The sequence below is a fragment of the Arthrobacter sp. TJ-270 genome, assembly GCF_058269075.1.
Genome location: NZ_JBZCNB010000003.1, coordinates 327,414 through 348,557, shown reverse-complemented (window position 1 = coordinate 348,557; position 21,144 = coordinate 327,414). Strand labels below are relative to the sequence as shown.

The following is a 21,144-nucleotide window of genomic DNA, read 5'->3' as shown; positions in this document are numbered from 1 at the left end:
CTTGGGTACGGTTGCGCCCCTGCGCTCAGCGGCTTCAGGTGCGCAACCTCAATGCCGTTAGCCGTCGCGGCGGCACCCTGTGGACGAGGGCATCGATTGCTGCGGATCCAGCGGCGACAAGTTGGGTGCGCGGGCGCCTGGACCTGTCGTAATCGGCCAGCGCGCTGTCCACCCCTTCGTGCAATTCAAATTTCCCTGCCAGCACCAGCGCGTCGAGAATGGCTTCATTAGCACCCCGTCCGAGATCCGGCGTCATGGCGTGGGCAGCATCGCCGACAAGAACCGTCCTGCCGAGGTAATACCGAGGCAAACGCTTCGCCAGGTGGTGAATCTCGTGCCGCAGGAGGGATTCCCGGTCAATGCTCTCCACTGTGGACGCTACGGGGCCGCACCAGTGTCCGAACAGTCGCTTCAGCTCAAGAGCCGAGTGCGGCGATGCATCTTGTGCCGGCGCGAGGACCGCCGTTGCGTACCAGTTTGTTCCTCCGCCGGGGCGGCCGCTGACCCCGAAACGACGTCCCTGGCCCCAGTATTCGGTGAGTCCCGTCGTCGTCGTTCGTGCCGTGCCCCGCCACACCGTGGTTCCGGTAGCGACCGCGGCGTATCGGTGTCCGAACAATGCCTGGCGGAGTGCGCTGTTCACGCCATCGGCCGCTACGACAAGGTCTGCCTCCTCATACGCCAGCGGGAGATCACGCGCCGCCAACGGTTGTCCGAAGGCGAGCGCTTCCTCCGGCAGTGCGGCCCGGAGGAGGGCGACGAGCGCCGAACGGTTGATCAGCACGGAGGTTGTGGCGTGCTTGGGTGGTGTGAGCGGCACGGATCTGCGGGTGCGTATCTGCAGTTGGGTCAGCGGAACGGCCCTCTCCACAACTTCCTCGCCGAGGCCGACAGCTTCAAGTCCCTTGAGAGCCGCACGGTGCAGCACAACCGCAGTGCCTGAAGTCCGTAGCTCCGGCTGCTGCTCCAAAACCTTCACTGACCATTGTGAATGGCGCAGGGCAACAGCCGCGGAAAGACCCGCCACTCCGGCGCCTACAACGATCGCCTTCCGGCGTGCAGTCATACCGAGTCGGTCGGAGCAGCGCGGTCGTCGACGGCGGCCATGGCTGCGTCAACACGTTGGATCGCGGAGTCCAACCGTTCTACCGTTGCCCACAGACCGGGCTGCTGTTCCCGGATCTCCTCCAGCGTGAGGCCGGAGGACCTCAGCGTGGCCAGGTCGAAGCTGACGTTGGTACGTGCGCCCGTCACAGCTGCCCTGAGGGCACCGAACGCAACAACGACGTCGGCAATCAGAGCGGGATTGCCATTGTGCGCGAGCCAGGACAAGTCATCGATGGCGTCGATGGCGTGGTCGCCGAGCGTTGCCGACGATCGGGCTGCACCAAGGGACGCTTCCCGTATTGCGCTGTCCCGCTCCTCGCCCGGTTCCAGGCGAAACGCCGCCCCGAACGCGCTCGAGGCAGAAGCGTCATCATCTGCCAAACCGAGCGCAACCTGCCGGAGCTTTTGCGCCCGCGTGAGAATTTCCTCCACCTGAGCCTGCTGGTTATCCTCCCCGTCCGTGTAGCCGGCAACCATAGAGGTCAACGACGCCGCAATGGCGAGCATTACCCCTGCTCCGGCACCGCCGCCCGGCGAGCCCACGGACTCGGCCAGGGCACCCGTCCACTCCTCCACGGTCGATTCCTGAGTTGTGATTTCTTCTGAATCTGCCATGGAGCAAGTCTGTCCTACGCGGCGGTTGAACGGTACTTCAGCGCGGTGCCCCGCCGTCGGGTCGGAATCAGAGTAAGTGTGGACACCGATCTGCCGTCCCAGCGACACTGAAGTGCCACGGAACTCGCAGAATCGTCACCGGGAGAGGACCCGATGGAGCACCTCAGCCGCTTCGCGAATGAATTCGTAAAGGCACTGAGTAGTCTTCTGCCCATCGTTGTCGTGGTGACGGTATTCCAGGTGCTGGTGTTCCGTAGGGTGCCCGATGACCCGTGGACTCTGGTCACGGGACTACTGGTAGTGGCCGTTGGTATCGCCGTATTCCTGCAGGGTCTTGATTTGAGCGTATTCCCCGTGGGGAGGAACCTGGCTAACCAGTTCGTCCGGAGCGGCGCGCTTAGGCTGCTGCTGCCGTTTGGTTTCGCGATCGGCTTCGCTGCCTCGATTGCCGAGCCGGCCGTGATCGCCGTGGCCGAACAGGCTGAACTTGTCAGCGAAGGGCGCATCAACGGGCTGATCCTGCGCTTCGTCATCGCGTTCTCGGTAGGGCTGGTTCTGGTTCTTGGCGTCCTGCGGGTGCTGCGCGGTTGGGCCGTATACAAGCTGCTCATCGCCGGATACGCGGTCGCTTTGGGACTCACCTACATTGCCCCGGCGGAGATCGTTGGTTTGGCTTACGACTCCGGCGGTGTCACGACCAACATCGTGAGCGTTCCCCTGATTGCGGCTATCGGACTCGGTCTTGCCAATTCGATCCGGGGCCGCAGCCAACTGGTGGACGGCTTCGGGCTGGTCGCTCTGTGCGTGATGGTGCCGGTGATCGGTGTGCAGCTGTATGGAACGTGGGTCTATTCCTTCGGCGGAGCCGGGGCACTTCCGCAGGCTGACTCAGGTAACGAGTCTCCAGACGGTGTGCTGGGCATGATCCTTGAATTGGCGGAAATGATCCGGAATGTCCTGCCGATCGTCGGGGTGGTCCTGTTCTTCCAGTACGTCGCGCTCCAGCGCAGGCTCGCCCGGCCCTGGCGCGTGGTGGTCGGTTTCATTATGGTCCTGGTGGGTCTCTACGCGTTCGTCCTGGGACTCAAGCTCGGACTGTTCCCACTCGGGACGCTCATGGCCAACCAGCTCATCGAGCAGGGAACCCCGGCCCTGATTCTGCTCTTCGCCGTGCTCATTGGCTTCGCGGTCACTATGGCCGAGCCCGCCCTGGTAGCCATAGGCGAACAAGCCCAGGACGCTTCTCCCGGCAGGATCAACGCCGTTGCTGTCCGCATTATTGTCGCTCTTGGGGTCGGGCTCGGGATCGGTTTCGGGGTCTACCGGATCTTGGTGGGCGGGCCGTTTCACTACTTCATCATGGCCTCTTATGCAGTGGCGATCGTGCTGGTTTTCCTGGCCCCGAAGTACATCACCGCGCTGGCGTTCGACCTTGGCGGGGTGACCACCTCGGAGGTGACGGTTCCATTGGTAACGGCCCTGGGTATCGGACTTGCGGCGGCTGTGGAGGGTCGGAACGTGCTGATCGACGGGTTCGGGCTAATCGCCTACGCTTCGATCTTCCCTGTCATTGCTGTGATGGTGTATGCCATGTTGATGGAGAGATTTCCCCGCTTGAGGAGGGAACTGGCATGAAGTTTACCGCTGTCGTCGTGATCGCCCCCGATGAGTTGGAGGACAAGGTAATAGATCGTGCCCACCGCGCCGGTGCAACGGGTGTGACGATCCTGCCGGGCAAGGGCATCGGAAGTGAGGCCCGGAAGACCTTCTTCGGATTGACTTTCGAAGGGACCCAGTCCGTGCTGCTCATGGTCGTCGGCTCGCACCTGACGGCGCCGATCCTGAAGGAACTGCACCAGGTACTGGTCAAGGGCACCGAATCCCACGGTCTGGCGTTCGCGATTCCGATCGAGCACCTGACCGGCATCGATATGCGCCAAATCGTCAGCTTCGAAGAGCACATGCGCCGGGACGAAACCTGACTAAGGCCCCACGAAGCCGCCCGTTACGAGGAGGAAGAATGCTCACCGTCAAAGATGTCATGGTGCCCCAGGTCGTGACGATCTCCCCCTACAGCACCCTGCGTGAAGCGCTGTCCATGATGAGGGACCGCCAGGTGAAGAGCCTTGTGGTGGACCGGCAACACGCCCATGACGCCTACGGCATGCTCAGCTACAGGGAACTTCTGGATACCGTCGTGGCCCAGGAAGGCGATATCGACCTCCTGAACGTTTACGACGCCGCCACCATACCCGCGATCACCGTGAACGAGGACCTGTCCGTGCGTCAGGCAGCCACCCTGATGAGCCGCTACCATCTCAGCAGATTGGTGGTGGTGGAGGGGAACCAACTCATTGGCCTCCTGGCCATGAACGACATCCTCGCCCGCCTCATGGAGGATCTCATCTGAGGCTCAGGGAACCGACAGCTCAAGCACCGCAGCCGCGTCCCTGCTGACGCGCACCATCCAGTCCGCTCACCCGAGCAGCAAAGCCACGAGGAGGGACGCCGGCAGCGCCAGGAGTGAGCTCATCAGGATGATGTCACGCACCAGCGTCACCTTGAGACCGAACTGCGAGGAGAACAGGAACACGTTCTGCGCCGTGGGCAGGGCCGCCATTGCCACGACGCCGAGGAGCGCCGTGCCCTCGACACGGAACAGGTAGTACGCAACCGCCCAGGCGATCACCGGCATGAGCGCCAGCTTCACCACACTTCCAAGCACGACGTCGGCTCGCAGGCTCCGCTGCGCCAGCGGCTTCTGCCCGCGCAGGCTCATCCCGAAGACCACCAGCAGCAGCGGAATGGACGCCTGGCCCAGCATCTCCAGCGGAATCCAAACGATGTCCGGCAGCGTCAATGCGCTCGCTGCGAACAGAGCGCCGGCCGCGGTGCCGGTGGTCACAGGGTTGGCGACCGAGCGCAGTACGGTCCGCCCGAGTGTTGGTGTAGCACCGGCAGACTGCGATGAACCGGCCGAGGCGGGTGCCGCCGTCGTCGTTTTCCTGCCGCACCACGCGAAGATGGTGAGGAAGACCGGTGCGATCACCAGCAGCTGGGCCAGGAGCACCGAGACCACCGGAGCTGAGCTGCCGACCGCATACAGGGCGATCGGGATGCCGATGTTGCCTGCGTTGACGTAGCAGGAGGCCATGGCACCCACCGCCGTCTGCGCTGCCGGGCGCTTGAGCGCGAAGCGGCTGAAAAGCGCGTAGATCGCGCTGGTTGCGGCAGCCACAACCAGCGCGATCGGCGTATAGATGCCGAGCACCTCGTCGAGTTCCGTCTCGGCGAGGAGGATGAACATCAACGCCGGGTTGGTGATGTAGTAGATCACCGGCGTGAGGCCCTCCTGCATGGCCCGGGTCCGGGTAGGGAGGAGGATCGACGCCACAACGCCTACGCCAACCAGCACCAGCACGACGCCGAACCCGAGGAGAACCCCCTCCACTACCCCTCCTGCCCCTACCCGGTAAATCCAAGCCGCATCAGCGGACCAGGCAGGGCCTCTTCGGATCGAAGGTCCACTCGGGAATCAGATACTGCATGGACGTCGCATCATCCCGCGCGCCCAGCCCGTGCTCGAGATAGAGGGTATGCGCCTCGTCGAGCCGTGTCCTGTCGAGTTCGATGCCAAGGCCCGGTGCGTTAGGAACCCGGATCTCGCCGTTGCGGATCTGCAGCGGATCCTTGGTCAGACCCTGACCGTCCTGCCAGATCCAGTGCGTGTCCAGTGCGGTGATCTCCCCCGGAGCTGCAGCGCCCACGTGGGTGAACATCGCCAGCGAGATGTCGAAGTGGTTGTTGGAGTGCGATCCCCAGGTCAGGCCGAACTCATTACACAACTGCGCCACCCGAACGGAACCGGCCATAGTCCAGAAGTGCGGATCGGCCAGTGGGATGTCGACGGCGTTGGTGCGCACGGCATGGGCCATCTCGCGCCAGTCAGTCGCTATCATGTTGGTTGCAGTCTGCAACCCGGTTGCCCGCCGGAACTCAGCTACAACCTCACGGCCTGAGAACTTGCCTTCAGCACCGCAAGGGTCCTCGGCATAGGCCACGACGCCACGCATCCGCTTGCCGAGCCGGATGGCGTCCTCAAGCAACCAGCCACCGTTCGGGTCGAGCGTGATGCGCGCATCCGGGAACCGCTCCTTCAGCGCAGTCACGGCGTCCACCTCCAGGTCTCCAGCCTGGACACCGCCCTTGAGCTTGAAGTCGGAGAACCCGTACCGGGCCTGCGCTGCCTCGGCGAGGCGAACCACAGCCTCGGGGGTCATGGCCTCCTCACGACGCACGCGCTCCCAGCTGTCGGATCCTTCCGGCTCCCGAAGGTAGGGCAGGTCCGTGAGGTCGGGGTTGCCGATGTAGAAGAGGTAGCCGAGCATCGGCACCGCGTCACGCTGCTGTCCGTCGCCGAGCAGTTCTGCGACAGGGACACCAAGGAACTGGCCATGCAGGTCCAGCAGCGCCGACTCGATCGCGGTTACGGCGTGAACCGTGGTCCGCAGGTCGAAGGTCTGCAGTCCACGGCCACCGGCGTCACGATCCGCAAAGGCTGCAGCGACCGAACGCAGGAGGCTACGGAACTGAGCAATCGGCTTGCCGGCAAGGAAGCGCCCGGCCTCCTCGATGGTGGACCGAATGGCTTCCCCGCCCGGCACCTCGCCGAGGCCGGTCCGGCCGTCGGAGTCGGTGATGATGACTACGTTGCGGGTGAAGAACGGCCCATGCGCACCGGAGAGGTTGAGCAGCATGGAGTCGTACCCCGCAACGGGGACAACCTCGACGCCCGCAATGGATGGCTGGGTACTCAAGCGTCCTCTCCCGTCGCTTCTACTGTTCCTTCAGGCCCTCCATTCTCGGCGACGACGTTGCCGTCAATCCGCCGGTTGAGCTTCCAGGGGTTCGCCTGCTGCACAGGCGCCGGCAGAAGGTCCTCCGGGATGTTCTGGTAAGCAACCGGACGCAGGAAACGCTCGATGGCCAGGGTGCCGACCGAGGTAGTGCGCGAATCCGAGGTCGCGGGGAACGGGCCACCGTGCACCATGGCGTGCCCTACTTCGACGCCGGTGGGCCAACCGTTGGCGAGGATGCGCCCCACTTTGCGCTCGAGCACAGGCAGTACACCTGCGGCAGTCGCATAGTCGGACCCGGTGAGGTGGAGGGTAGCCGTCAGCTGCCCTTCCAGGCGCTTGGCGGCCGCCACCAGTTCCTCTGTGGACGAGTAACGCACCACGAGGGAGGCTGCACCGAAGATTTCCTCGTGCAGAACCGGGTTGCTGAGGAACGTTTCGGCCTGCGTCCCGAAGACCGCAGGCGCCGGGGCGTTCTCCGTGCTTCCCTTTGTTCCCTGCGCAACCAGTTCGACGCCGTCCTGCGAGCCCAGAGCCTCCACACCTGCGTTCCAGGAATCTGCGATCCCACGGGTGAGCATGGTCTGACCGGCGGCCGGTGTGAGTGCTGCGGCGACTGCAGCCAGGAAATTGTCACCGGCGTCGCCCGTTGGGACAAAGATGAGGCCGGGAGAGGTGCACAGCTGACCGCTGGAGGCGGTCAGGGAGGTGGTGTACGCCTTGGCGAGCTCACCAAGATCACCCTGCAGCGCCCCCTCGAAAAAGATGACCGGGTTGATCGAGCTCATCTCCGCGTAAACCGGAATGGGTTCCGGACGTGACGCAGCCGTGGACATCAGAGCGGTTCCGCCCGAGCGGGATCCGGTGAAACCGACCGCCTTGATCGCCGGGTCAGCCACGAGCGCCTGGCCGATGCTGGCACCGGGTCCGTAGATGAGGGAGAAGACGCCCGGGTGGAGTCCGGCGTCGTTCACTGCTTCAGCGATCGCGCGGCCAACAATCTCGCTGGTACCGGGGTGTGCGTTATGGGCCTTGAACACGACCGGGCAGCCGGCAGCCAGGGCCGAAGCGGTATCGCCGCCGGCAGTGGAGAACGCGAGCGGGAAGTTGCTCGCTCCGAAGACGGCGACAGGGCCCAGGGGCACCTTGCGCTGACGGATGTCAGCACGCGGCATCGGCTTCCGGTCCGGCTGCGCGGGGTCGATCCGCACGCCACGGTGATCGCCCTGGCGAACCACTGTTGCGAACAGGCGAAGCTGCCCGGTGGTGCGAGCAAGTTCTCCGCGCAGGCGTGGCTCGGGCAGCCCGGTCTCGAGCATCGCCCGTGCCACCACCTCGTCACCCGCGGCCTCAATCCTGTCTGCGATTCCGTCAAGGAAGGCTGCATGAGTATCGGGGTCCAGCTGGCTGAAGGACTCGAAAGCCTCCTCAGCTGCGGCGGTGGCGACCTCAAGCTGCGATACGTCAATCAGCGAGTAGGCGGGCTCCAGCGTTTCGTTGGTGGAGGGGTCGAAGCCGTTGACAGTCTTGCCGTTGCCGGGAGTGGTCTGCCCGACGATGATCGAGTGGCCCTGAAGAGTTGCGTTCTGGGTAGGCATGAAAGCTCCTTACGGATGGATGACCGGTTGGTTGATCAGGCGGTGGTGAGAGCAGCAGGTGCTGGACGAATTCCCGCTGCATCGATGAGTGCGCTCAGGTCTGCGAGGTCAGCGTCGGTGAGGTTCTGCAGCGGCGGGCGTACGCCACCTACGTCGCGGCCGACGACCTTGAGTCCACCCTTCACAATGGAGACGCCGTAACCGCGCACCCGGTCACGGATGTCGAGGTAGGGCAGCACGAACCGCTGCAACTTCTCGGTGACGGCTGCATGGTCCTGCTTCCGTACGTCACGGTAGAACTCAAGCGCGAACTCTGGCACGAAGTTGTAAAGCGCCGATGAGTAGGTACTCATTCCCAGCTGCAGCAACGGAAGTGCGAACGTCTCGGCCGTGGGCAGGCCGCCGAGGTAGAACAGCCGGTCGCCGTTCTTGACGTAGACCTTGGTGAGGTGCTCAATGTCGCCGATAGCGTCCTTGAACCCGATGAAGTTCGGGTGGCGCTCAGCAAGACGGGCGACGGTGTCCGCGGAGTAGATGGCGTTGGCGCGGTTGTAGACGATCACGCCGATCGATGTTGCGGAGCATACGGCGCTGACGTGGGCAAGGAGACCGTCCTGGTCGCATTCCGTGAGGTACGGCGGGAGAAGCAGGAGGCCCTCGGCGCCGGCAACTTCCGCGTCCTGTGCGTTCTGCACGGCCTGTGCAGTGGAACCACCCGCGGAGGCGAGCACGGGAACTTTGCCGCCGACTTCCTCGACTGCGACGCGGATGACCTGCGCTGCCTCGCCCGGGGTCAGGCTGAATCCCTCGCCGGTGCCGCCGGCAGCGAAGAGGCCTGCGACGTCGAAGCTTGTCTGCCATGACAGGTGCTGCCGGTAGGCATCCTCATCAAACCCCAACTCGGGCGTGAAGGCGGTCACCGGGAAGGACAGCAGGCCGTCCTTGAGCTTCTGAGCGAGTTCGTGGGGCGCGTACTGGGCCACTATGCATCTTCCTTAGGCAGTTTGCCGCGAACGGCGGGCGATGGTGCTTTTGTTGGGTTACTTCAACAGTAGGAAGTTAGATGATGCATGTCTAAGCCCATTTTTGTATGGATTGATGCCCTCCGGGTATCAGCATTTAGATATCCTTGGTCCTGATGACTTCGAGGAGCCGACCGAGGGCCGGGTTACGAATCTCCCTGCTCCAGATGGCATAAAGCTCGACGGCGTCCGGCTCGATATCCGCCAGTCGCAGGTAGGAGACGCCCTCCACACCCAGCATGCTCGCTGATTCCGGCACGAACGCCACTCCCCTGCAGGCTGCCACCAACGCGACCATAGTGAGGACCTGGCTCACCGTATGCACAACGTTCCCGTGCTCCACCGGGATGTTGCGCACCACCAGATCGTAGAAGTACCTGGCCTTGGTGGGCGAGTGCATGATCAAGGGCGCCCCCTTAAGATCCGTCACCGTCAGCGACCGGTGCAGCCGGTCGAGCTCGTGACCCGACGGAACAGCCAGCAGCAGGTCCTCGGTGAACAACAGGTGCGACTCGAAAATATCCGCATCAAAGGTCGGCCTCGCGAGACCGAGATCCAGGTCCCCGTCAGCAATTGCTGCCACCTGCTCACCGGTGACAAGCTCCTGAAGCTCGACATCGACGTCGGGCAGTTCCGTCGCGATCTCCGTCAGGAGCGGACCAAGCAGGCTGAAGCCGGAAGCAGCGGTGAAACCGACACGGAGCTGGCCGGACTTGCCCGCCGCAATGCGTTGCGCGGTTTTGGGGGCGCGTTCAGCGGCGACAACGAGCTTTCGGGCCTCGGCCAAAAAGGCGCGACCGGCAGCAGTGAGTGACACCTTCCGATTGTCGCGTTCCAACAGTTCGACGCCGACACTGCGCTCCAACTTCTGAATCTGCCGGCTCAGCGGTGGCTGGGTCATATTGAGTCGCTCGGCGGCGCGCCCGAAGTGCAGCTCTTCGGCGACAACCACGAAACTGCGTGCCTGATCGAGAGTGAACATGATGCCTTCCGGGTATCACTTCATGCATATTTTGGCTTGGACAGCATCATAGCTGCTCCGTAAAGTCTTCTCAGGGCCAAGCCGTGAGTGCCATCACATTTTGCTTAGAGCCCACTAGCCGAACAACGCCGTTCCCGAATGAGGAGTACCACTCGTGAAAGCATCACTTACCCGCCGCATCCTGATCGCGACAACCGCAACAACCGGCGTGCTCGCACTGTCAGCCTGTGGCGGAAACGTAGGCGGCGGTAGCGCCGCGCCCACCGAAGAGTTCCCCAGCGGCCCCGTCACCATCACCGTTGGCCAGGATGCGGGCGGTTCAACCGACCGAATCGCCCGTGCAGTCGCCGAGGGCATGGCCGAGGACCTCGGCGTTGCAGTACCCGTAGTCAACAAGGCAGGCGCGAACGGCGCTGTGGCCACCAAGGAAGTTGCCGGCATGGAGGCGGACGGCCATAACCTGGTTCTCCTTAACGCCTCGCTGATCACCATCACGCCGCTCGCGGTTGGTGAGGATGAAACAGTGTCCCTGGATAACCTCGACGTGATCGCCGGCCTGTCACAGGACGACTACGTTCTGGTTGCGAGCCCAGAGTCCGGTTTCGAATCCCTCGCCGACATCAAGGAGAGCAGCGGTGACCTGAACTTCGGTACCACCGGCGTCGGCACCGGCTCCCAGCTGGCGCAGGCAGTTCTGTTTGCTCAGGCCGACATCGACGGCACCGCTGTACCGTTCGATTCGGGTTCGCCGGCCCTGACCGCCGTCATGGGCGATCAGGTCGACGTTGCCACGATCCAGCTCGGTGAAGCCCTCCCGCAGATCGAGGCAGGCGCGGTCACTCCGATCGTCACCTTCGCCGCCGAGCGCAGTGAATTCCTTTCTGAGGTCCCGACCGCCATCGAAGAGGGCTACGAGGTCCCTGTTTCCCAGTACCGCGCGCTCGCCGCACCGAAGGGACTCCCGGAGGATGTGAAGGCTCGACTGGTTGAGGCCGTTGAGACAGCCCAGGGTAGTGAGACCTACCAGGAATTCAACGAGCAGAACATCCTCGCACCGTGGGAAGTTTCCGGTGAAGAGGTTGTCGAGGAGTGGAATACTCTCGCCGAGAAGTACAAGGCACTGGTCGAGGAATACGACATCTCGCTCGCCGGCGAGTAACACCTCGTCACAGGCCGAGCCGAGACCTCAGTTGAAATGAGCACTGCAATGAAGCCTAAACGCACTCCCGGAGCCGCTCCCAACGGCTCGACCGACGCGAAGGGCGTCGATGAAGTCAAAGAAGTAAGACACGCCCATGACTTCGAAGATGCGGGCACACCTGTCCTGTCGCCGGAGGACCTTGCTGCCGAGTGGGAAGCGGATGCTGCTCCGCCGGCGGGCCCGGTCGCGAACCTCGCATCCTCCCTCGTGGCGGCCGGTGTGGGCGTGGCTGGCATGATCATTGCTGTTGGTCTCGGCCTTGGCTCGCCAGGCACGCCCAGTCCAGGGACCTGGCCGTTCGTCATCAGTCTCATCATCACCGTTCTCGCCCTCGCGCAACTGGTCCTTGGCCGGCGCGGGGGCCTGGACGGGGAGAAATTCTCCCCGCTGTCGCGGATGGCCGGCTACGGATTCGCGACGCTGCTCGCCATGGTCTGGCTGATGCCGGTCATCGGCTTCGAAATTCCATCCCTGTTGCTGTGCTTCATCTGGATGAAATTCCTCGGCGGAGAAACCTGGCGGGCGGCATCGATCTACTCGGTGCTCGTCATCGCCGCCTTCTACGCAATCTTCATCCTCGGCCTGGGGACCTCGATCCCCCACCTCTTCTAGCCCTGAAGCACAAAAGGACCCGCCATGGATTACCTGAACCCGGTCATTGACGGCTTCGGCGTCGTTCTAGACCCGCAAAACTTCCTCTACTGCCTGATGGGCGTAGTGATCGGCATGCTCATCGGCGTGCTGCCGGGCCTCGGCCCCGCAGCAACGATCGCCATTCTGCTGCCGCTCACGTACGGCATTGAACCCGTCACGGCGATCATCATGCTCGCCGGCATCTTCTACGGCGCCCAGTACGGCGGAACCATCACCTCCGTCCTCCTGCGCCTTCCCGGCGAAGCCAGCTCCGTGGTTACGGTGTTCGACGGCTACGTGCTCGCAAAGCAGGGCAAGGCCGGAACCGCCCTCGGTATCGCCGCCATCGGCTCCTTTATCGGTGGCACCGTGGCGATCATCGGACTCACTTTCCTGGCTCCGCTGGTTGCCAGCTTCGCGCTCGATTTCGGTCCACCGGAATACACCGCCCTTGCCCTGGTGGGCATCCTGCTGGTCGCGACGATCAGCGGCGGAACCAAGATCAAGGCGCTCATTGCCGCAGCGGTCGGCCTGCTGCTGGCAACCGTCGGCCGCGATGTGTTCACCGGCGCCGAGCGCTTCACTTTCAGCAACCTGAGCCTTGCCGACGGCATCGACTTCGTCCCCATCGCCATGGGTCTCTTCGGCCTCGGCGAAATCCTCTACAACCTCGAAGAGCGCCACCGGGCAGTCAGTGCGCCGGCCAAGGTCGCCAACGTCTGGCCGTCCCGTGCAGATCTCCGCAAGTCCTCCGGGGCGATTGGCCGCGGCTCCGTCCTCGGATTCTTCCTCGGGATCCTCCCCGGCGGCGGCGCAACCATCTCCTCCATGGTGTCCTACGCAGTGGAGAAGAAGCGGGCCAAGGACCCCACACGCTTCGGCAGGGGCGCCGTGGAAGGTGTCGCCGGGCCTGAAACCGCCAACAACGCGGCAGCGACCAGCTCCTTCATTCCGTTGCTCACCCTGGGTATCCCCGCCAATGCCACCATGGCGATCATCTTCGGTGCCTTGCTGATCCATGGCATCACACCGGGACCCCAGCTGATCACGGAAAACCCGGACCTGTTCTGGGGCGTTGTGAACTCGATGTACATCGGCAACATCCTGCTGCTGATCATGTCCATCCCGCTCGTCGGCTTGTTCGTGAGGATTCTGCGCGTTCGCGCCGCCATCCTGGCTCCGATCACCGCGTTGATCACCATCCTGGGCGCTTACACCATCCGCAACTCCATGTTCGATGTGCTGCTCGTGGTGCTCTTCGGCGTCCTGGGATACCTGATGAAGAAGTTCGGCTTCGAGCCGGGGCCGCTGGTGCTGGCGTTCGTGCTCGGCGAGCTGCTCGAGTCCAACCTGCGACGCTCGCTCCTGGTGTTTGGCGGAGATGTGTCCGGGTTCTTCACCCGCCCGATCTCGGGAACACTGCTGCTGGTCTTCGTCATCGTAGCCGTCAGCCCCATGATCCAGTCCGCCCTAACCAAGCGCAGGCAGCGCAACACCGACCGCGTAACCGCAGATTTCTAGGAGAAGTTATGAGCATCATGGTTGGGTACGTACCCACTCCCGTCGGCGAAGCAGCCGTCACCGCCGCGGTTGCGGAGGCGAAGCTGCGCGATCAGGAGTTGCTGATCGTCAACTCTGTCCGCGAAGGATCCCGCGTGGACAAGTCGGTTGCCAGCGACGAGGACCTTCAGCGGTTGAAGAAGTCCGCCGACGACGCCGGCGTCTCCTCCCGCGTACTGCGCCCCTCCCACAGGGATGACCTTGCAGAAGAAATCCTGGAGCTGGCCGTGGAACATGACGTCTCGCTGATCGTCATCGGCTTGCGGCAGCGCTCACAGGTGGGCAAGTTCATCATGGGTTCCCACGCCCAGCGGATTCTCCTGCAGGCAGACCGCCCGGTCCTCGCGGTGAAGCCGGCGGAACGGAGCTAGCTTCCCGCACGGACACGGCATCGAGCCGGCAGAAACGACCAGCTTCTCGCGAAGGTCCAGTCGTTCCTGCTGGCTCGGTGCCGTTTTCAGCTGCTGAGCAGGTTCAACCCGCGAAGCTTCTCCTCTACCTCTGCGTTGGTCGGCTCGACCTGATGGTCGCCGTCGGGATAAACCACAACCGGGATGTTCGTCCGCCCGGAGATACCTCGGGCCTCTTCAGCCGCGTCAGGCACTTCTTCGAGGTTGACGTACTCATAGCTGATGCCGAGCTCGTTGAGCTGCCTCTTGGTTCGGATGCAGTCGCGGCACCAGTCCGCACCATACATTCGGATTGTTTCTGGGTTCGCCGTCATGAGGCCATCCTACGACTGAGGAGTGGTTAGTCAGGCTACCCGTCCAGGCGGGACCGCGAGTTGGCCAGGTGCAGGCGCATTGCGGCGGCCGCGGTCAACGCATCTCCCGCACGAATCGCGTTGCGGACGGCAACATGTTCGACGGCGACGCGCTGCAACCGCTCGGACTGCCCGCCGTCGTCGGCTGGTTCAAGGCGCTGCGGAGGCATCGCAATCATCGCCGGCCCCAGGGCCAGCAGCGCATCCACGAAATAGAAGTTGCCACTGGCCTCCGCCACGGCCCTGTGGAAGGCGAAGTCGCAGGAGACTGCCGTAGCGGGGTGGTTGCCGGCGGCGTCGAATGCCGCGAGCGCGTCATCAAGGGCAGAGATCATCCCGGGGGTTGCGTTCGCTGCGGCGAGCGCAGCGGCCTCGCTCTCAATACCCGCACGGAACGCCAGGAGCGCGCGCCGCTCCTCGATGGTCCGGGGCCGTCGCATGCCTCCGGTTGATTCCTCGTCCGCGGACGGCGGGGTGAGGGCGAAGCTGCCGCTCCCCCGCCGCGTGTACACCAGACCTTCGGCCTGCAGCCGGGACACAGCTTCCCGGACGACCGTGCGGCTGACGCCGAACTCGCTGATGAGAGCGCTCTCGCTGGGCAGCTTCTCACCGGAGGGAATGATGCCTTCGACAATGCGACGGCGGAGGCTATCGACGAGCGAGACGGCCAGCGTTTGTTTCATGCTGTCAATGCTGGCACGTGGTCAGTGCCGGCACGCACGCTCAGCGCGTGCCGAACTCGACACTGTCAGTGGTCCACGCGCGTGCCTGGTCACTGAAGGTCACGCCCAGCCCCGGGCGGTTGGGAACCAGCATCCGCCCGTCACGTGTCTCGAGGCGCTCGTTGAACAGCGGATCCAGCCAGTCGAAGTGCTCCACCCACGGCTCGCGGGGGTAGGCCGCGGCAAGGTGCAGGTGGATTTCCATGGCGAAGTGCGGAGCAAGGTCCAGGCCGGCCTGGTCCGCCAGCGTGGCGAGCCGGAGGAACTGCGTGATGCCCCCGACGCGGGGCGCGTCGGGCTGGATGATGTCGCAGGCCCGGGTTGCGATGAGCCGCTCGTGCTCGGCGACGGAGGCGAGCATCTCGCCGGTGGCGATGGGGGTATCAAGTGCCAGTGCCAGCGCGGCGTGCCCCTCGGCGTCGTACGCGTCCAGGGGTTCTTCGATCCAGACCAGATCGAACTGCTCAAGTTTGCGGCCCATGCGCAGGGCGGTGGCGCGGTCCCACTGCTGGTTCGCATCCACCATCAGCGGTACGTCGGGGCCGATGTGCTCCCGCACGGCCGCCACGCGTCGCAGGTCCTCTGCGGAGTCCGGCAGGCCGACCTTGATCTTGATGCCGCCGATGCCCTCGGCGAGTGACTGGGTTGCCCGCTCCTTGACCTCATCGATCGAGGCGTTGAGGAAACCGCCGGAGGTGTTGTAGGTGCGCACCGAGTCCCGGTAGGCGCCGAGCAGCTTGGCTAGCGGCAGTCCGGCACGCTTCGCCTTGAGGTCATAGAGCGCGATGTCGAGTGCGGCGAGCGCCTGGGTGGCGACGCCGGACCGGCCCACGGACGCACCGGCCCACAGCAACTTGTTATACAGCTTGGCGATGTCGTTGGGGTCTTCGCCGATCATTGCTTGGGCGACTTCCCGTGCGTGGGCGTACTGCGCCGGCCCGCCTGCCCGCTTGGAGTAGGAGAACCCGAGACCGCAGACGCCCTGCTCAGTGAGGATCTCGGCGAACAGGAACACCACTTCCGTCATGGGCTTCTGCCTGCCGGTAAAGACTTTGGCGTCGGAAATGGGCGTGGCCAGCGGCAGCGTGGCGGTGGAAAGTTTGACGTGGCGGATTGCGTCGGGCGTGTAAGTCATCGCGGAACCTTTGGGAGAACGGGACGGATGACTTATCGTACAACTTACCTACTTATCATACAAGCTAGTGCGCTTCGACAATCTCCTCGTTCTGCGCGAACCGGCGATTCCGCAACACCGGCAGGAACTCACGCACTTCCTCGATACGCTTCCGATTCACCTCAACCGTCACAACGCCCTGTTCCTCGTCGTTCAGGAAAACCTGCGGCACCCCCATCGGGTCAAGGATGGCCGAGTGCCCGATGGTGTGCGACGACGATGTCCCCGCCGCGGCGATCCACACCGTGTTCTCAATGGCCCGGGCCCGCAGCAGCGTCTCCCAGTGCTCGACCTTGTGATCCCCCTTGAACCACGCGGCAGGCACCAGCACGACGTCGGCGCCACGGTCCGCGAGTGCCCTTGCTAGCTCCGGGAAGCGGAGGTCGTAGCACGTCATGAGTCCGACGGTCAGGTCACCGACCGGCACCACGGTGAGGCCGCCGTCGCCCGGTTTGATGCGCTCGGACTCCCGGTAGCTGAACGCGTCATACAGGTGCAGCTTGCGGTAGGTATCCACGATGCGGCCAGTGGAGTCAATGAGCACCAGCGTGTTGTACGGGCGCTCCTCGCCGCTTGACTCGTACCCGCCGGCGACGATGGCGATCTTCAGCTCCGCGGCAAGGAACGAGAGCTGCTGGACGAAGATGGTCCAGCCCGCATCCACGGCGTCGGCGAGGGCGCCTTCCACTTTTCCGATGGAGAACATCGACTCCTCGGGGAAGACGATCAGTTCTGACCCTTCCTGCACTGCCTGGCGCGCGAGCTCCCGCATCGTCGCGATATTGGCGGAGACGTCCCCGATCGGCCTGAATTGTCCAACACTGATCTTCATCGCGGGCCCTTTCGGGTAGGAACTGGGGCTCATTCAAGGGTACCGAAGAGTACGGTGGCGCTATGGGTATGAACAAGGTAAAACGCGAGCAACCGGGGCCGGACCAGGAGTCGGTGTGGGACTTCCCGCGCCCGCCCCGCATCGAGAACTATCCCGGCGTCGTCGTCATCGAGTTCGGCGGGCGGGAGATCGCGCGGACTCATAGCGCCCTGCGGGTGCTGGAGACGAGCCACCCACCCGTGTTCTACGTACCGGACACGGATTTCGTGCCGGACACGCTGCACCCGGTCGGCAGTACCAGCTGGTGCGAGTTCAAGGGAGAGGCCACCTATTACGACGTCGTTGCCGGCTCTGCGAGCGCCGAACGGTCCGCGTGGACCTACCTCCAGCCCACGGCCGGGTTTGAGCGGCTCGCCGGAACCGTCGCGGTCTACCCCGGCAGGATGGACCGCTGCCTCGTCGACGGCGAGGAGGTGCGCGCCCAGCCCGGTGACTTCTATGGCGGCTGGATCACATCAAGGGTGGTGGGCCCGTTCAAGGGCGCGCCGGGGACCTGGGGCTGGTAGCGCTCAGAATTGCGGGTGCCACACCTCGGTCGCGTTGCCGTGGACGGCGAGCGCCGTCCGCCACCGGTCAAACACGGAACAGGGGTGCGAAATACCGAGGTCAACGGTGTCGCCCACCCTCAGCGATGCGGCGTCGTCCACCACCGTGTGGTGATCGAACAGCCGAACGACGACGCCGGTTGGCTCAGGCAGCGCGGCACCGTCTCGGTGGTGCGCCACGATGGTGGGCAGGCCGGCGTCGTACGCCAGCTCCCGCTTGCCCGCGCCCAGGACGGCCCGCCCCTCCTCAGGCACGGAGACGACGACGGCACGCACCACTGCGGCGGCACGCAGGCCGGGCAGCGGCGACACGTCCGCATAGGTGCCGTGGTCATGGATGACGTAGCAGCCGGAACGCAGCACGTTGAGTGCGCCCTCGGGAAGGTGGAGCACCGCACGGTCCTGGAACGCGGATCCTCCCACAGTGAAGAGAGGTTGCTGGACCTCGAACTGGCCCTGCAACGCATCGAAGATCTCCCTGGCGGCCCGGCAGTGTCCGTCGATGACGGCGAGGTTCTCAGGCGTGCGGATATTCGGCGCGATCCCTTCATAGGCGCTGACGCCGGCGAGGCGGAGCCCGGGGGCATCCCTGACCGCTGCGGCCAGGGCGGGTGCTTCCGCGGCGTTGCGAATTCCGGTTCGCCCACCGGCCACGCCGACGTCGACCAGTACAAACAGGGGCCGGTCGGCGTCGTGGAAACCCTGTGCCAGGGCGGCAATTGCCTCTTCGGAGTCAACGAGGCTGTGGATCTCGAGGTGGGGATTGAATTCCAGGAGCCTGCGCAGGTCATCTATCAACGCAGGGAACACCACTTCATTGGCGATGAGAATGCGCCGGGCGCCCCAGGTCACAGCGAGTGCGGCCTGCGCCGGCGTCGCGACCGTCACTCCCCAGGACCCGGGAAGCTGGCGCTGGACTATCTCGCGGGTCATCGTTGTTTTGATGTGGGGAGCGAGCACCATCGAGTGTCCGGCCGCCCACTGCTCCTTGAGGGCAATGTTGGCGTCAATCGCGTCAACGTCGAGCAGCAGTTGCGGCAGGCTTGCAAGGTGGATATCCGAAGGGAACTGCGCCATCTTCCGCATCCTACCGTTCAGCGTCTATCCAGCCAGCACTGAGCCGATGTACATGGGGCGCTGCTAGAGTCGCAGGTCGGTAATCAACAGTAGGAGTGTTTGTGAAGAAGAAGTGGCTCATGAGCCTGGCCCTGGCGAGTGCGCTCGCTTTCGCGACAGGCTGCGGAGGGGACACCGAGGCTGAACCCGCCCCGAGCGAGAGCGCCGCAAGCACCCCGGCGGAAGCCCCCACGCCGGACCTTGAGGGAGTTCCCGACGTCGTGGCAAGCGTCAACGGCGACGAGGTGACCAAGGAAGAGTTCACCACCGCATACGAGGGCACCTTCCAGCAGATGGCAATGCAGGCGCAGGTGACCGGACAGGAAGTCGACCAGGAGCAACTGAAAACGCAGACGCTCGACAACCTCATCGGCACCAAGCTCCTCATCCAGGAAGCCGACGATCGTGGGATAGAAGCCAGCGAGGAAGCCATCAAGGCGACAACGGACGAACTGGTCGCGACGAACCAGTTCACCTCCCCCGAAGAACTCTTCACAGCGCTTGAGGAAAAGGGCATCACCAAGGAAGAGGCCACCGAGCAGATTCGGCAGCAGGTCCGCCTCGACGCGCTGCTCGCCGAGGAGACCGGTGACACCGCGCCGACCGAGGAGGAACTGAAGGCAGCCTACGAGGAGGCAAAGGCCTCCGGCGCAGCCGCACAGGGCTCCGAGATCCCGCCGTTCGAAGAGGTAAAGCCGCAGCTTGAGCAGCAGGTTACGCAGCAGAAGCAATCCGACGCGGCACTCGCGCTGGTCGAGAAACTTAGGGAAAGCGCCGACGTCGACAGCAATCTCTAGACCGCAGGCAGCAAAACGGCCAGGTTCTCCAGGAACCTAGCCGTTTTGCTGTGTTGACCCGGCTATCCGCCGATGAGGTCGTTGATCACGATCGTCTGGTCGCGGTCCGGGCCTACGCCGATGGCGGAGAAGCGAGTGCCGGACATCTTCTCGAGCGCCCGCACGTAGGTCTGGGCGTTCTCCGGCAGGTCCTCGATGGTCCGGGCTCCGGTGATGTCCTCGGTCCAGCCGTCGAAGTATTCAAAGATGGGCTTCGCGTGGTGGAAGTCGGTCTGCGTCATGGGCATTTCGTCGTGGCGGACGCCGTCGACGTCGTACGCCACGCACACCGGAATGCTCTCAATACCGGTCAGGACGTCGAGCTTCGTCACAAAGTAGTCGGTGAATCCGTTGACGCGGGAAGCGTGGCGCGCCAGCACGGCGTCGTACCAGCCACAGCGCCGCGGGCGTCCGGTGTTCACGCCGAACTCTCCGCCGATCTTCTGGAGGTGGATTCCCATGTCGTCGAACAGCTCGGTGGGGAACGGTCCGGCGCCGACGCGGGTGGTGTACGCCTTGATGATGCCCACCGCCCGGTTGATGCGGGTGGGGCCGATGCCGGAGCCGACTGAGGCGCCGCCGGCGGTCGGGTTTGACGACGTCACGAACGGGTAGGTGCCGTGGTCAACGTCGAGGAACGTCGCCTGCCCGCCCTCCATGAGGACCACCTTGCCTGCGTCGAGCGCTTCATTGAGCACGTAGGTCGAGTCGATGACCAGCGGGTGCAGACGCTCGGCGAAGGAAGTGAAGTACTGGACGATTTCCTCGACCTCGACGTCGCGCCGGTTGTAGACCTTGACCAGCAGTTCGTTCTTCTGCTTCAGCGAGCCCTCCACCTTCTGGCGAAGGATCGACTCGTCAAACACGTCCTGCACACGGATGCCCAGGCGGGCGACCTTGTCCATGTACGCCGGACCAATACCGCGGCCGGTGGTTCCGATGGCCCGCTTTCCGAGGAAGCGTTCGGTGACCTTGTCCAGGACCTGGTGGTACGGGGCCACGAGGTGCGCGTTCGCGGAGACGCGCAGCTTCGACGTGTCAGCGCCGCGTGCTTCAAGTCCGTCGATCTCCTGGAACAGCGCCTCCAGATTGATGACGCAACCGTTGCCGATGATCGGCACGGCGTTGGGGCTGAGGATGCCGGCGGGAAGGAGCTTGAGCTCGTACTTCTCACCGCCGACGACGACGGTGTGCCCGGCGTTGTTGCCGCCGTTCGGCTTCACGACGTAGTCCACGCGCCCGCCGAGCAGGTCAGTGGCCTTGCCTTTGCCTTCATCGCCCCACTGGGCTCCGACAATCACAATTGCTGGCATGGGATCCTCCCCCATTGTTTGGCGACAGAAGTGCGCGCCGGGTGCCGCGCGAATTGTGCCGCCGTGCATGAGAACGCCCCAAGGCTTCCGCAAGCGTTCTCCGCTTCGAAGTCCGGGGCTCTTACCACGCAAGTTTAGCGGACAACGCGTACGCAGACTCCTACCGTTACCCGATCTCCACACCCCGGCGTCCAGTGGTCGCGTGGGGA

General features: G+C 64.1%; 22 protein-coding genes. 9 read left to right on the top strand and 13 right to left on the bottom strand.

Going from position 1 to position 21,144, the window contains the following annotated elements; all coding sequences use genetic code 11:
- Nucleotides 1-34: 34 nt before the first annotated feature.
- The gene (locus AC4D2M_RS08940) at nucleotides 35-1,066 is read right to left on the bottom strand and encodes an FAD-dependent oxidoreductase (protein ID WP_490891341.1); all 1,032 of its coding nucleotides are present in this window, start codon (nucleotides 1,064-1,066) and stop codon (nucleotides 35-37) included.
- Nucleotides 1,063-1,722 carry a cyclodeaminase/cyclohydrolase family protein gene (locus tag AC4D2M_RS08935; RefSeq protein ID WP_490891340.1) on the bottom strand — a complete coding sequence of 220 codons (660 nt, stop codon included), beginning with the start codon at nucleotides 1,720-1,722 and terminating at the stop codon, nucleotides 1,063-1,065. Before AC4D2M_RS08935 ends, AC4D2M_RS08940 begins: the two co-directional genes overlap by 4 nt.
- A gap of 153 nt (nucleotides 1,723-1,875) precedes the next feature.
- Here AC4D2M_RS08935 and AC4D2M_RS08930 point away from each other — a divergent pair, with 153 nt between their 5' ends.
- From AC4D2M_RS08930 to AC4D2M_RS08920, 3 genes are read left to right on the top strand one after another with little or no spacing between them, the layout of a single operon-like run.
- The gene (locus tag AC4D2M_RS08930) at nucleotides 1,876-3,357 is read left to right on the top strand and encodes a DUF1538 domain-containing protein (protein ID WP_490891339.1); all 1,482 of its coding nucleotides are present in this window, start codon (nucleotides 1,876-1,878) and stop codon (nucleotides 3,355-3,357) included.
- The gene (locus tag AC4D2M_RS08925) at nucleotides 3,354-3,704 is read left to right on the top strand and encodes a P-II family nitrogen regulator (RefSeq protein WP_490891338.1); all 351 of its coding nucleotides are present in this window, start codon (nucleotides 3,354-3,356) and stop codon (nucleotides 3,702-3,704) included. Before AC4D2M_RS08930 ends, AC4D2M_RS08925 begins: the two co-directional genes overlap by 4 nt.
- 38 nt (nucleotides 3,705-3,742) lie before the next feature.
- Nucleotides 3,743-4,132, top strand: coding sequence for a CBS domain-containing protein (locus AC4D2M_RS08920; RefSeq protein WP_490891336.1), 390 nt, complete (start codon nucleotides 3,743-3,745; stop codon nucleotides 4,130-4,132).
- A 66-nt stretch (nucleotides 4,133-4,198) separates the two neighbouring features.
- Here the strand turns inward: AC4D2M_RS08920 and AC4D2M_RS08915 are convergent, their stop codons facing one another.
- The 5 genes from AC4D2M_RS08915 to AC4D2M_RS08895 form a co-directional block, all read right to left on the bottom strand.
- Nucleotides 4,199-5,173, bottom strand: coding sequence for an AEC family transporter (locus AC4D2M_RS08915; protein WP_490891335.1), 975 nt, complete (start codon nucleotides 5,171-5,173; stop codon nucleotides 4,199-4,201).
- A 37-nt stretch (nucleotides 5,174-5,210) separates the two neighbouring features.
- Nucleotides 5,211-6,539: an enolase C-terminal domain-like protein gene (locus AC4D2M_RS08910; protein ID WP_490891334.1), complete on the bottom strand. Its 1,329-nt coding sequence runs from the start codon at nucleotides 6,537-6,539 to the stop codon at nucleotides 5,211-5,213.
- Nucleotides 6,536-8,176 (bottom strand): aldehyde dehydrogenase (NADP(+)), encoded by a 1,641-nt coding sequence (locus AC4D2M_RS08905; RefSeq protein WP_490891333.1) that lies wholly within the window; start codon nucleotides 8,174-8,176, stop codon nucleotides 6,536-6,538. Before AC4D2M_RS08905 ends, AC4D2M_RS08910 begins: the two co-directional genes overlap by 4 nt.
- Before the next feature lie 35 nt (nucleotides 8,177-8,211).
- A complete protein-coding gene (kdgD, locus tag AC4D2M_RS08900) occupies nucleotides 8,212-9,159 on the bottom strand; it encodes a 5-dehydro-4-deoxyglucarate dehydratase (RefSeq protein WP_490891332.1) in 948 nt (315 codons plus the stop codon).
- Nucleotides 9,160-9,295: 136 nt separating this feature from the next.
- Nucleotides 9,296-10,180, bottom strand: coding sequence for a LysR substrate-binding domain-containing protein (locus AC4D2M_RS08895; protein ID WP_490891331.1), 885 nt, complete (start codon nucleotides 10,178-10,180; stop codon nucleotides 9,296-9,298).
- A 154-nt stretch (nucleotides 10,181-10,334) separates the two neighbouring features.
- Between AC4D2M_RS08895 and AC4D2M_RS08890 the strand changes: the two genes are divergently transcribed.
- Genes AC4D2M_RS08890 through AC4D2M_RS08875 form a run of 4 tightly spaced genes read left to right on the top strand, consistent with a single transcriptional unit; the run spans nucleotide 10,335 to nucleotide 13,945 of the window.
- Nucleotides 10,335-11,339 (top strand): Bug family tripartite tricarboxylate transporter substrate binding protein, encoded by a 1,005-nt coding sequence (locus AC4D2M_RS08890; RefSeq protein WP_490891329.1) that lies wholly within the window; start codon nucleotides 10,335-10,337, stop codon nucleotides 11,337-11,339.
- A gap of 48 nt (nucleotides 11,340-11,387) precedes the next feature.
- The gene (locus AC4D2M_RS08885; RefSeq protein WP_490891328.1) at nucleotides 11,388-11,993 is read left to right on the top strand and encodes a tripartite tricarboxylate transporter TctB family protein; all 606 of its coding nucleotides are present in this window, start codon (nucleotides 11,388-11,390) and stop codon (nucleotides 11,991-11,993) included.
- A gap of 24 nt (nucleotides 11,994-12,017) precedes the next feature.
- Nucleotides 12,018-13,535, top strand: coding sequence for a tripartite tricarboxylate transporter permease (locus tag AC4D2M_RS08880; RefSeq protein WP_490891327.1), 1,518 nt, complete (start codon nucleotides 12,018-12,020; stop codon nucleotides 13,533-13,535).
- 8 nt (nucleotides 13,536-13,543) lie between these two features.
- Nucleotides 13,544-13,945: a universal stress protein gene (locus tag AC4D2M_RS08875; RefSeq protein WP_490891326.1), complete on the top strand. Its 402-nt coding sequence runs from the start codon at nucleotides 13,544-13,546 to the stop codon at nucleotides 13,943-13,945.
- A gap of 86 nt (nucleotides 13,946-14,031) precedes the next feature.
- Here AC4D2M_RS08875 and AC4D2M_RS08870 read toward each other — a convergent pair whose 3' ends face one another.
- The 4 genes from AC4D2M_RS08870 to AC4D2M_RS08855 all read right to left on the bottom strand — a co-directional run bounded on the left by AC4D2M_RS08870 (nucleotide 14,032) and on the right by AC4D2M_RS08855 (nucleotide 17,065).
- The gene (locus AC4D2M_RS08870) at nucleotides 14,032-14,298 is read right to left on the bottom strand and encodes a glutaredoxin family protein (RefSeq protein ID WP_490891325.1); all 267 of its coding nucleotides are present in this window, start codon (nucleotides 14,296-14,298) and stop codon (nucleotides 14,032-14,034) included.
- Between the two features lie 35 nt (nucleotides 14,299-14,333).
- Nucleotides 14,334-15,020, bottom strand: a complete 687-nt coding sequence (locus tag AC4D2M_RS08865) for a FadR/GntR family transcriptional regulator (protein WP_490891324.1) — start codon at nucleotides 15,018-15,020, stop codon at nucleotides 14,334-14,336.
- A gap of 40 nt (nucleotides 15,021-15,060) precedes the next feature.
- Nucleotides 15,061-16,194, bottom strand: coding sequence for an L-talarate/galactarate dehydratase (locus AC4D2M_RS08860; RefSeq protein WP_490891323.1), 1,134 nt, complete (start codon nucleotides 16,192-16,194; stop codon nucleotides 15,061-15,063).
- Nucleotides 16,195-16,258: 64 nt separating this feature from the next.
- Nucleotides 16,259-17,065: a carbon-nitrogen hydrolase family protein gene (locus AC4D2M_RS08855; RefSeq protein WP_490891322.1), complete on the bottom strand. Its 807-nt coding sequence runs from the start codon at nucleotides 17,063-17,065 to the stop codon at nucleotides 16,259-16,261.
- Between the two features lie 68 nt (nucleotides 17,066-17,133).
- On the opposite strand from AC4D2M_RS08855, the gene AC4D2M_RS08850 reads away from it, so the two are divergent.
- A complete protein-coding gene (locus tag AC4D2M_RS08850; protein WP_490891399.1) occupies nucleotides 17,134-17,631 on the top strand; it encodes a DUF427 domain-containing protein in 498 nt (165 codons plus the stop codon).
- A 3-nt stretch (nucleotides 17,632-17,634) separates the two neighbouring features.
- Here AC4D2M_RS08850 and AC4D2M_RS08845 read toward each other — a convergent pair whose 3' ends face one another.
- Nucleotides 17,635-18,747, bottom strand: coding sequence for an alanine racemase (locus tag AC4D2M_RS08845; RefSeq protein ID WP_490891320.1), 1,113 nt, complete (start codon nucleotides 18,745-18,747; stop codon nucleotides 17,635-17,637).
- 101 nt (nucleotides 18,748-18,848) lie between these two features.
- On the opposite strand from AC4D2M_RS08845, the gene AC4D2M_RS08840 reads away from it, so the two are divergent.
- Entirely contained in the window at nucleotides 18,849-19,583 is a 735-nt protein-coding gene (locus tag AC4D2M_RS08840; protein WP_490891319.1) for a SurA N-terminal domain-containing protein, read from the top strand.
- Nucleotides 19,584-19,645: 62 nt separating this feature from the next.
- Here AC4D2M_RS08840 and AC4D2M_RS08835 read toward each other — a convergent pair whose 3' ends face one another.
- Nucleotides 19,646-20,935, bottom strand: coding sequence for an adenylosuccinate synthase (locus AC4D2M_RS08835; protein ID WP_490891318.1), 1,290 nt, complete (start codon nucleotides 20,933-20,935; stop codon nucleotides 19,646-19,648).
- Nucleotides 20,936-21,144 lie beyond the last annotated feature (209 nt).

Bases quoted from the DNA above. Each gene is read 5' to 3' on its own strand.
- AC4D2M_RS08940 (WP_490891341.1), bottom strand. From the start codon at position 1,066: ATGACTGCACGCCGGAAGGCGATCGTTGTAGGCGCCGGAGTGGCGGGT.
- AC4D2M_RS08935 (WP_490891340.1), bottom strand. From the start codon at position 1,722: ATGGCAGATTCAGAAGAAATCACAACTCAGGAATCGACCGTGGAGGAG.
- AC4D2M_RS08930 (WP_490891339.1), top strand. From the start codon at position 1,876: ATGGAGCACCTCAGCCGCTTCGCGAATGAATTCGTAAAGGCACTGAGT.
- AC4D2M_RS08925 (WP_490891338.1), top strand. From the start codon at position 3,354: ATGAAGTTTACCGCTGTCGTCGTGATCGCCCCCGATGAGTTGGAGGAC.
- AC4D2M_RS08920 (WP_490891336.1), top strand. From the start codon at position 3,743: ATGCTCACCGTCAAAGATGTCATGGTGCCCCAGGTCGTGACGATCTCC.
- AC4D2M_RS08905 (WP_490891333.1), bottom strand. From the start codon at position 8,176: ATGCCTACCCAGAACGCAACTCTTCAGGGCCACTCGATCATCGTCGGG.
- AC4D2M_RS08895 (WP_490891331.1), bottom strand. From the start codon at position 10,180: ATGTTCACTCTCGATCAGGCACGCAGTTTCGTGGTTGTCGCCGAAGAG.
- AC4D2M_RS08885 (WP_490891328.1), top strand. From the start codon at position 11,388: ATGAAGCCTAAACGCACTCCCGGAGCCGCTCCCAACGGCTCGACCGAC.
- AC4D2M_RS08880 (WP_490891327.1), top strand. From the start codon at position 12,018: ATGGATTACCTGAACCCGGTCATTGACGGCTTCGGCGTCGTTCTAGAC.
- AC4D2M_RS08875 (WP_490891326.1), top strand. From the start codon at position 13,544: ATGAGCATCATGGTTGGGTACGTACCCACTCCCGTCGGCGAAGCAGCC.
- AC4D2M_RS08870 (WP_490891325.1), bottom strand. From the start codon at position 14,298: ATGACGGCGAACCCAGAAACAATCCGAATGTATGGTGCGGACTGGTGC.
- AC4D2M_RS08865 (WP_490891324.1), bottom strand. From the start codon at position 15,020: ATGAAACAAACGCTGGCCGTCTCGCTCGTCGATAGCCTCCGCCGTCGC.
- AC4D2M_RS08860 (WP_490891323.1), bottom strand. From the start codon at position 16,194: ATGACTTACACGCCCGACGCAATCCGCCACGTCAAACTTTCCACCGCC.
- AC4D2M_RS08855 (WP_490891322.1), bottom strand. From the start codon at position 17,065: ATGAAGATCAGTGTTGGACAATTCAGGCCGATCGGGGACGTCTCCGCC.
- AC4D2M_RS08850 (WP_490891399.1), top strand. From the start codon at position 17,134: ATGAACAAGGTAAAACGCGAGCAACCGGGGCCGGACCAGGAGTCGGTG.
- AC4D2M_RS08845 (WP_490891320.1), bottom strand. From the start codon at position 18,747: ATGGCGCAGTTCCCTTCGGATATCCACCTTGCAAGCCTGCCGCAACTG.
- AC4D2M_RS08835 (WP_490891318.1), bottom strand. From the start codon at position 20,935: ATGCCAGCAATTGTGATTGTCGGAGCCCAGTGGGGCGATGAAGGCAAA.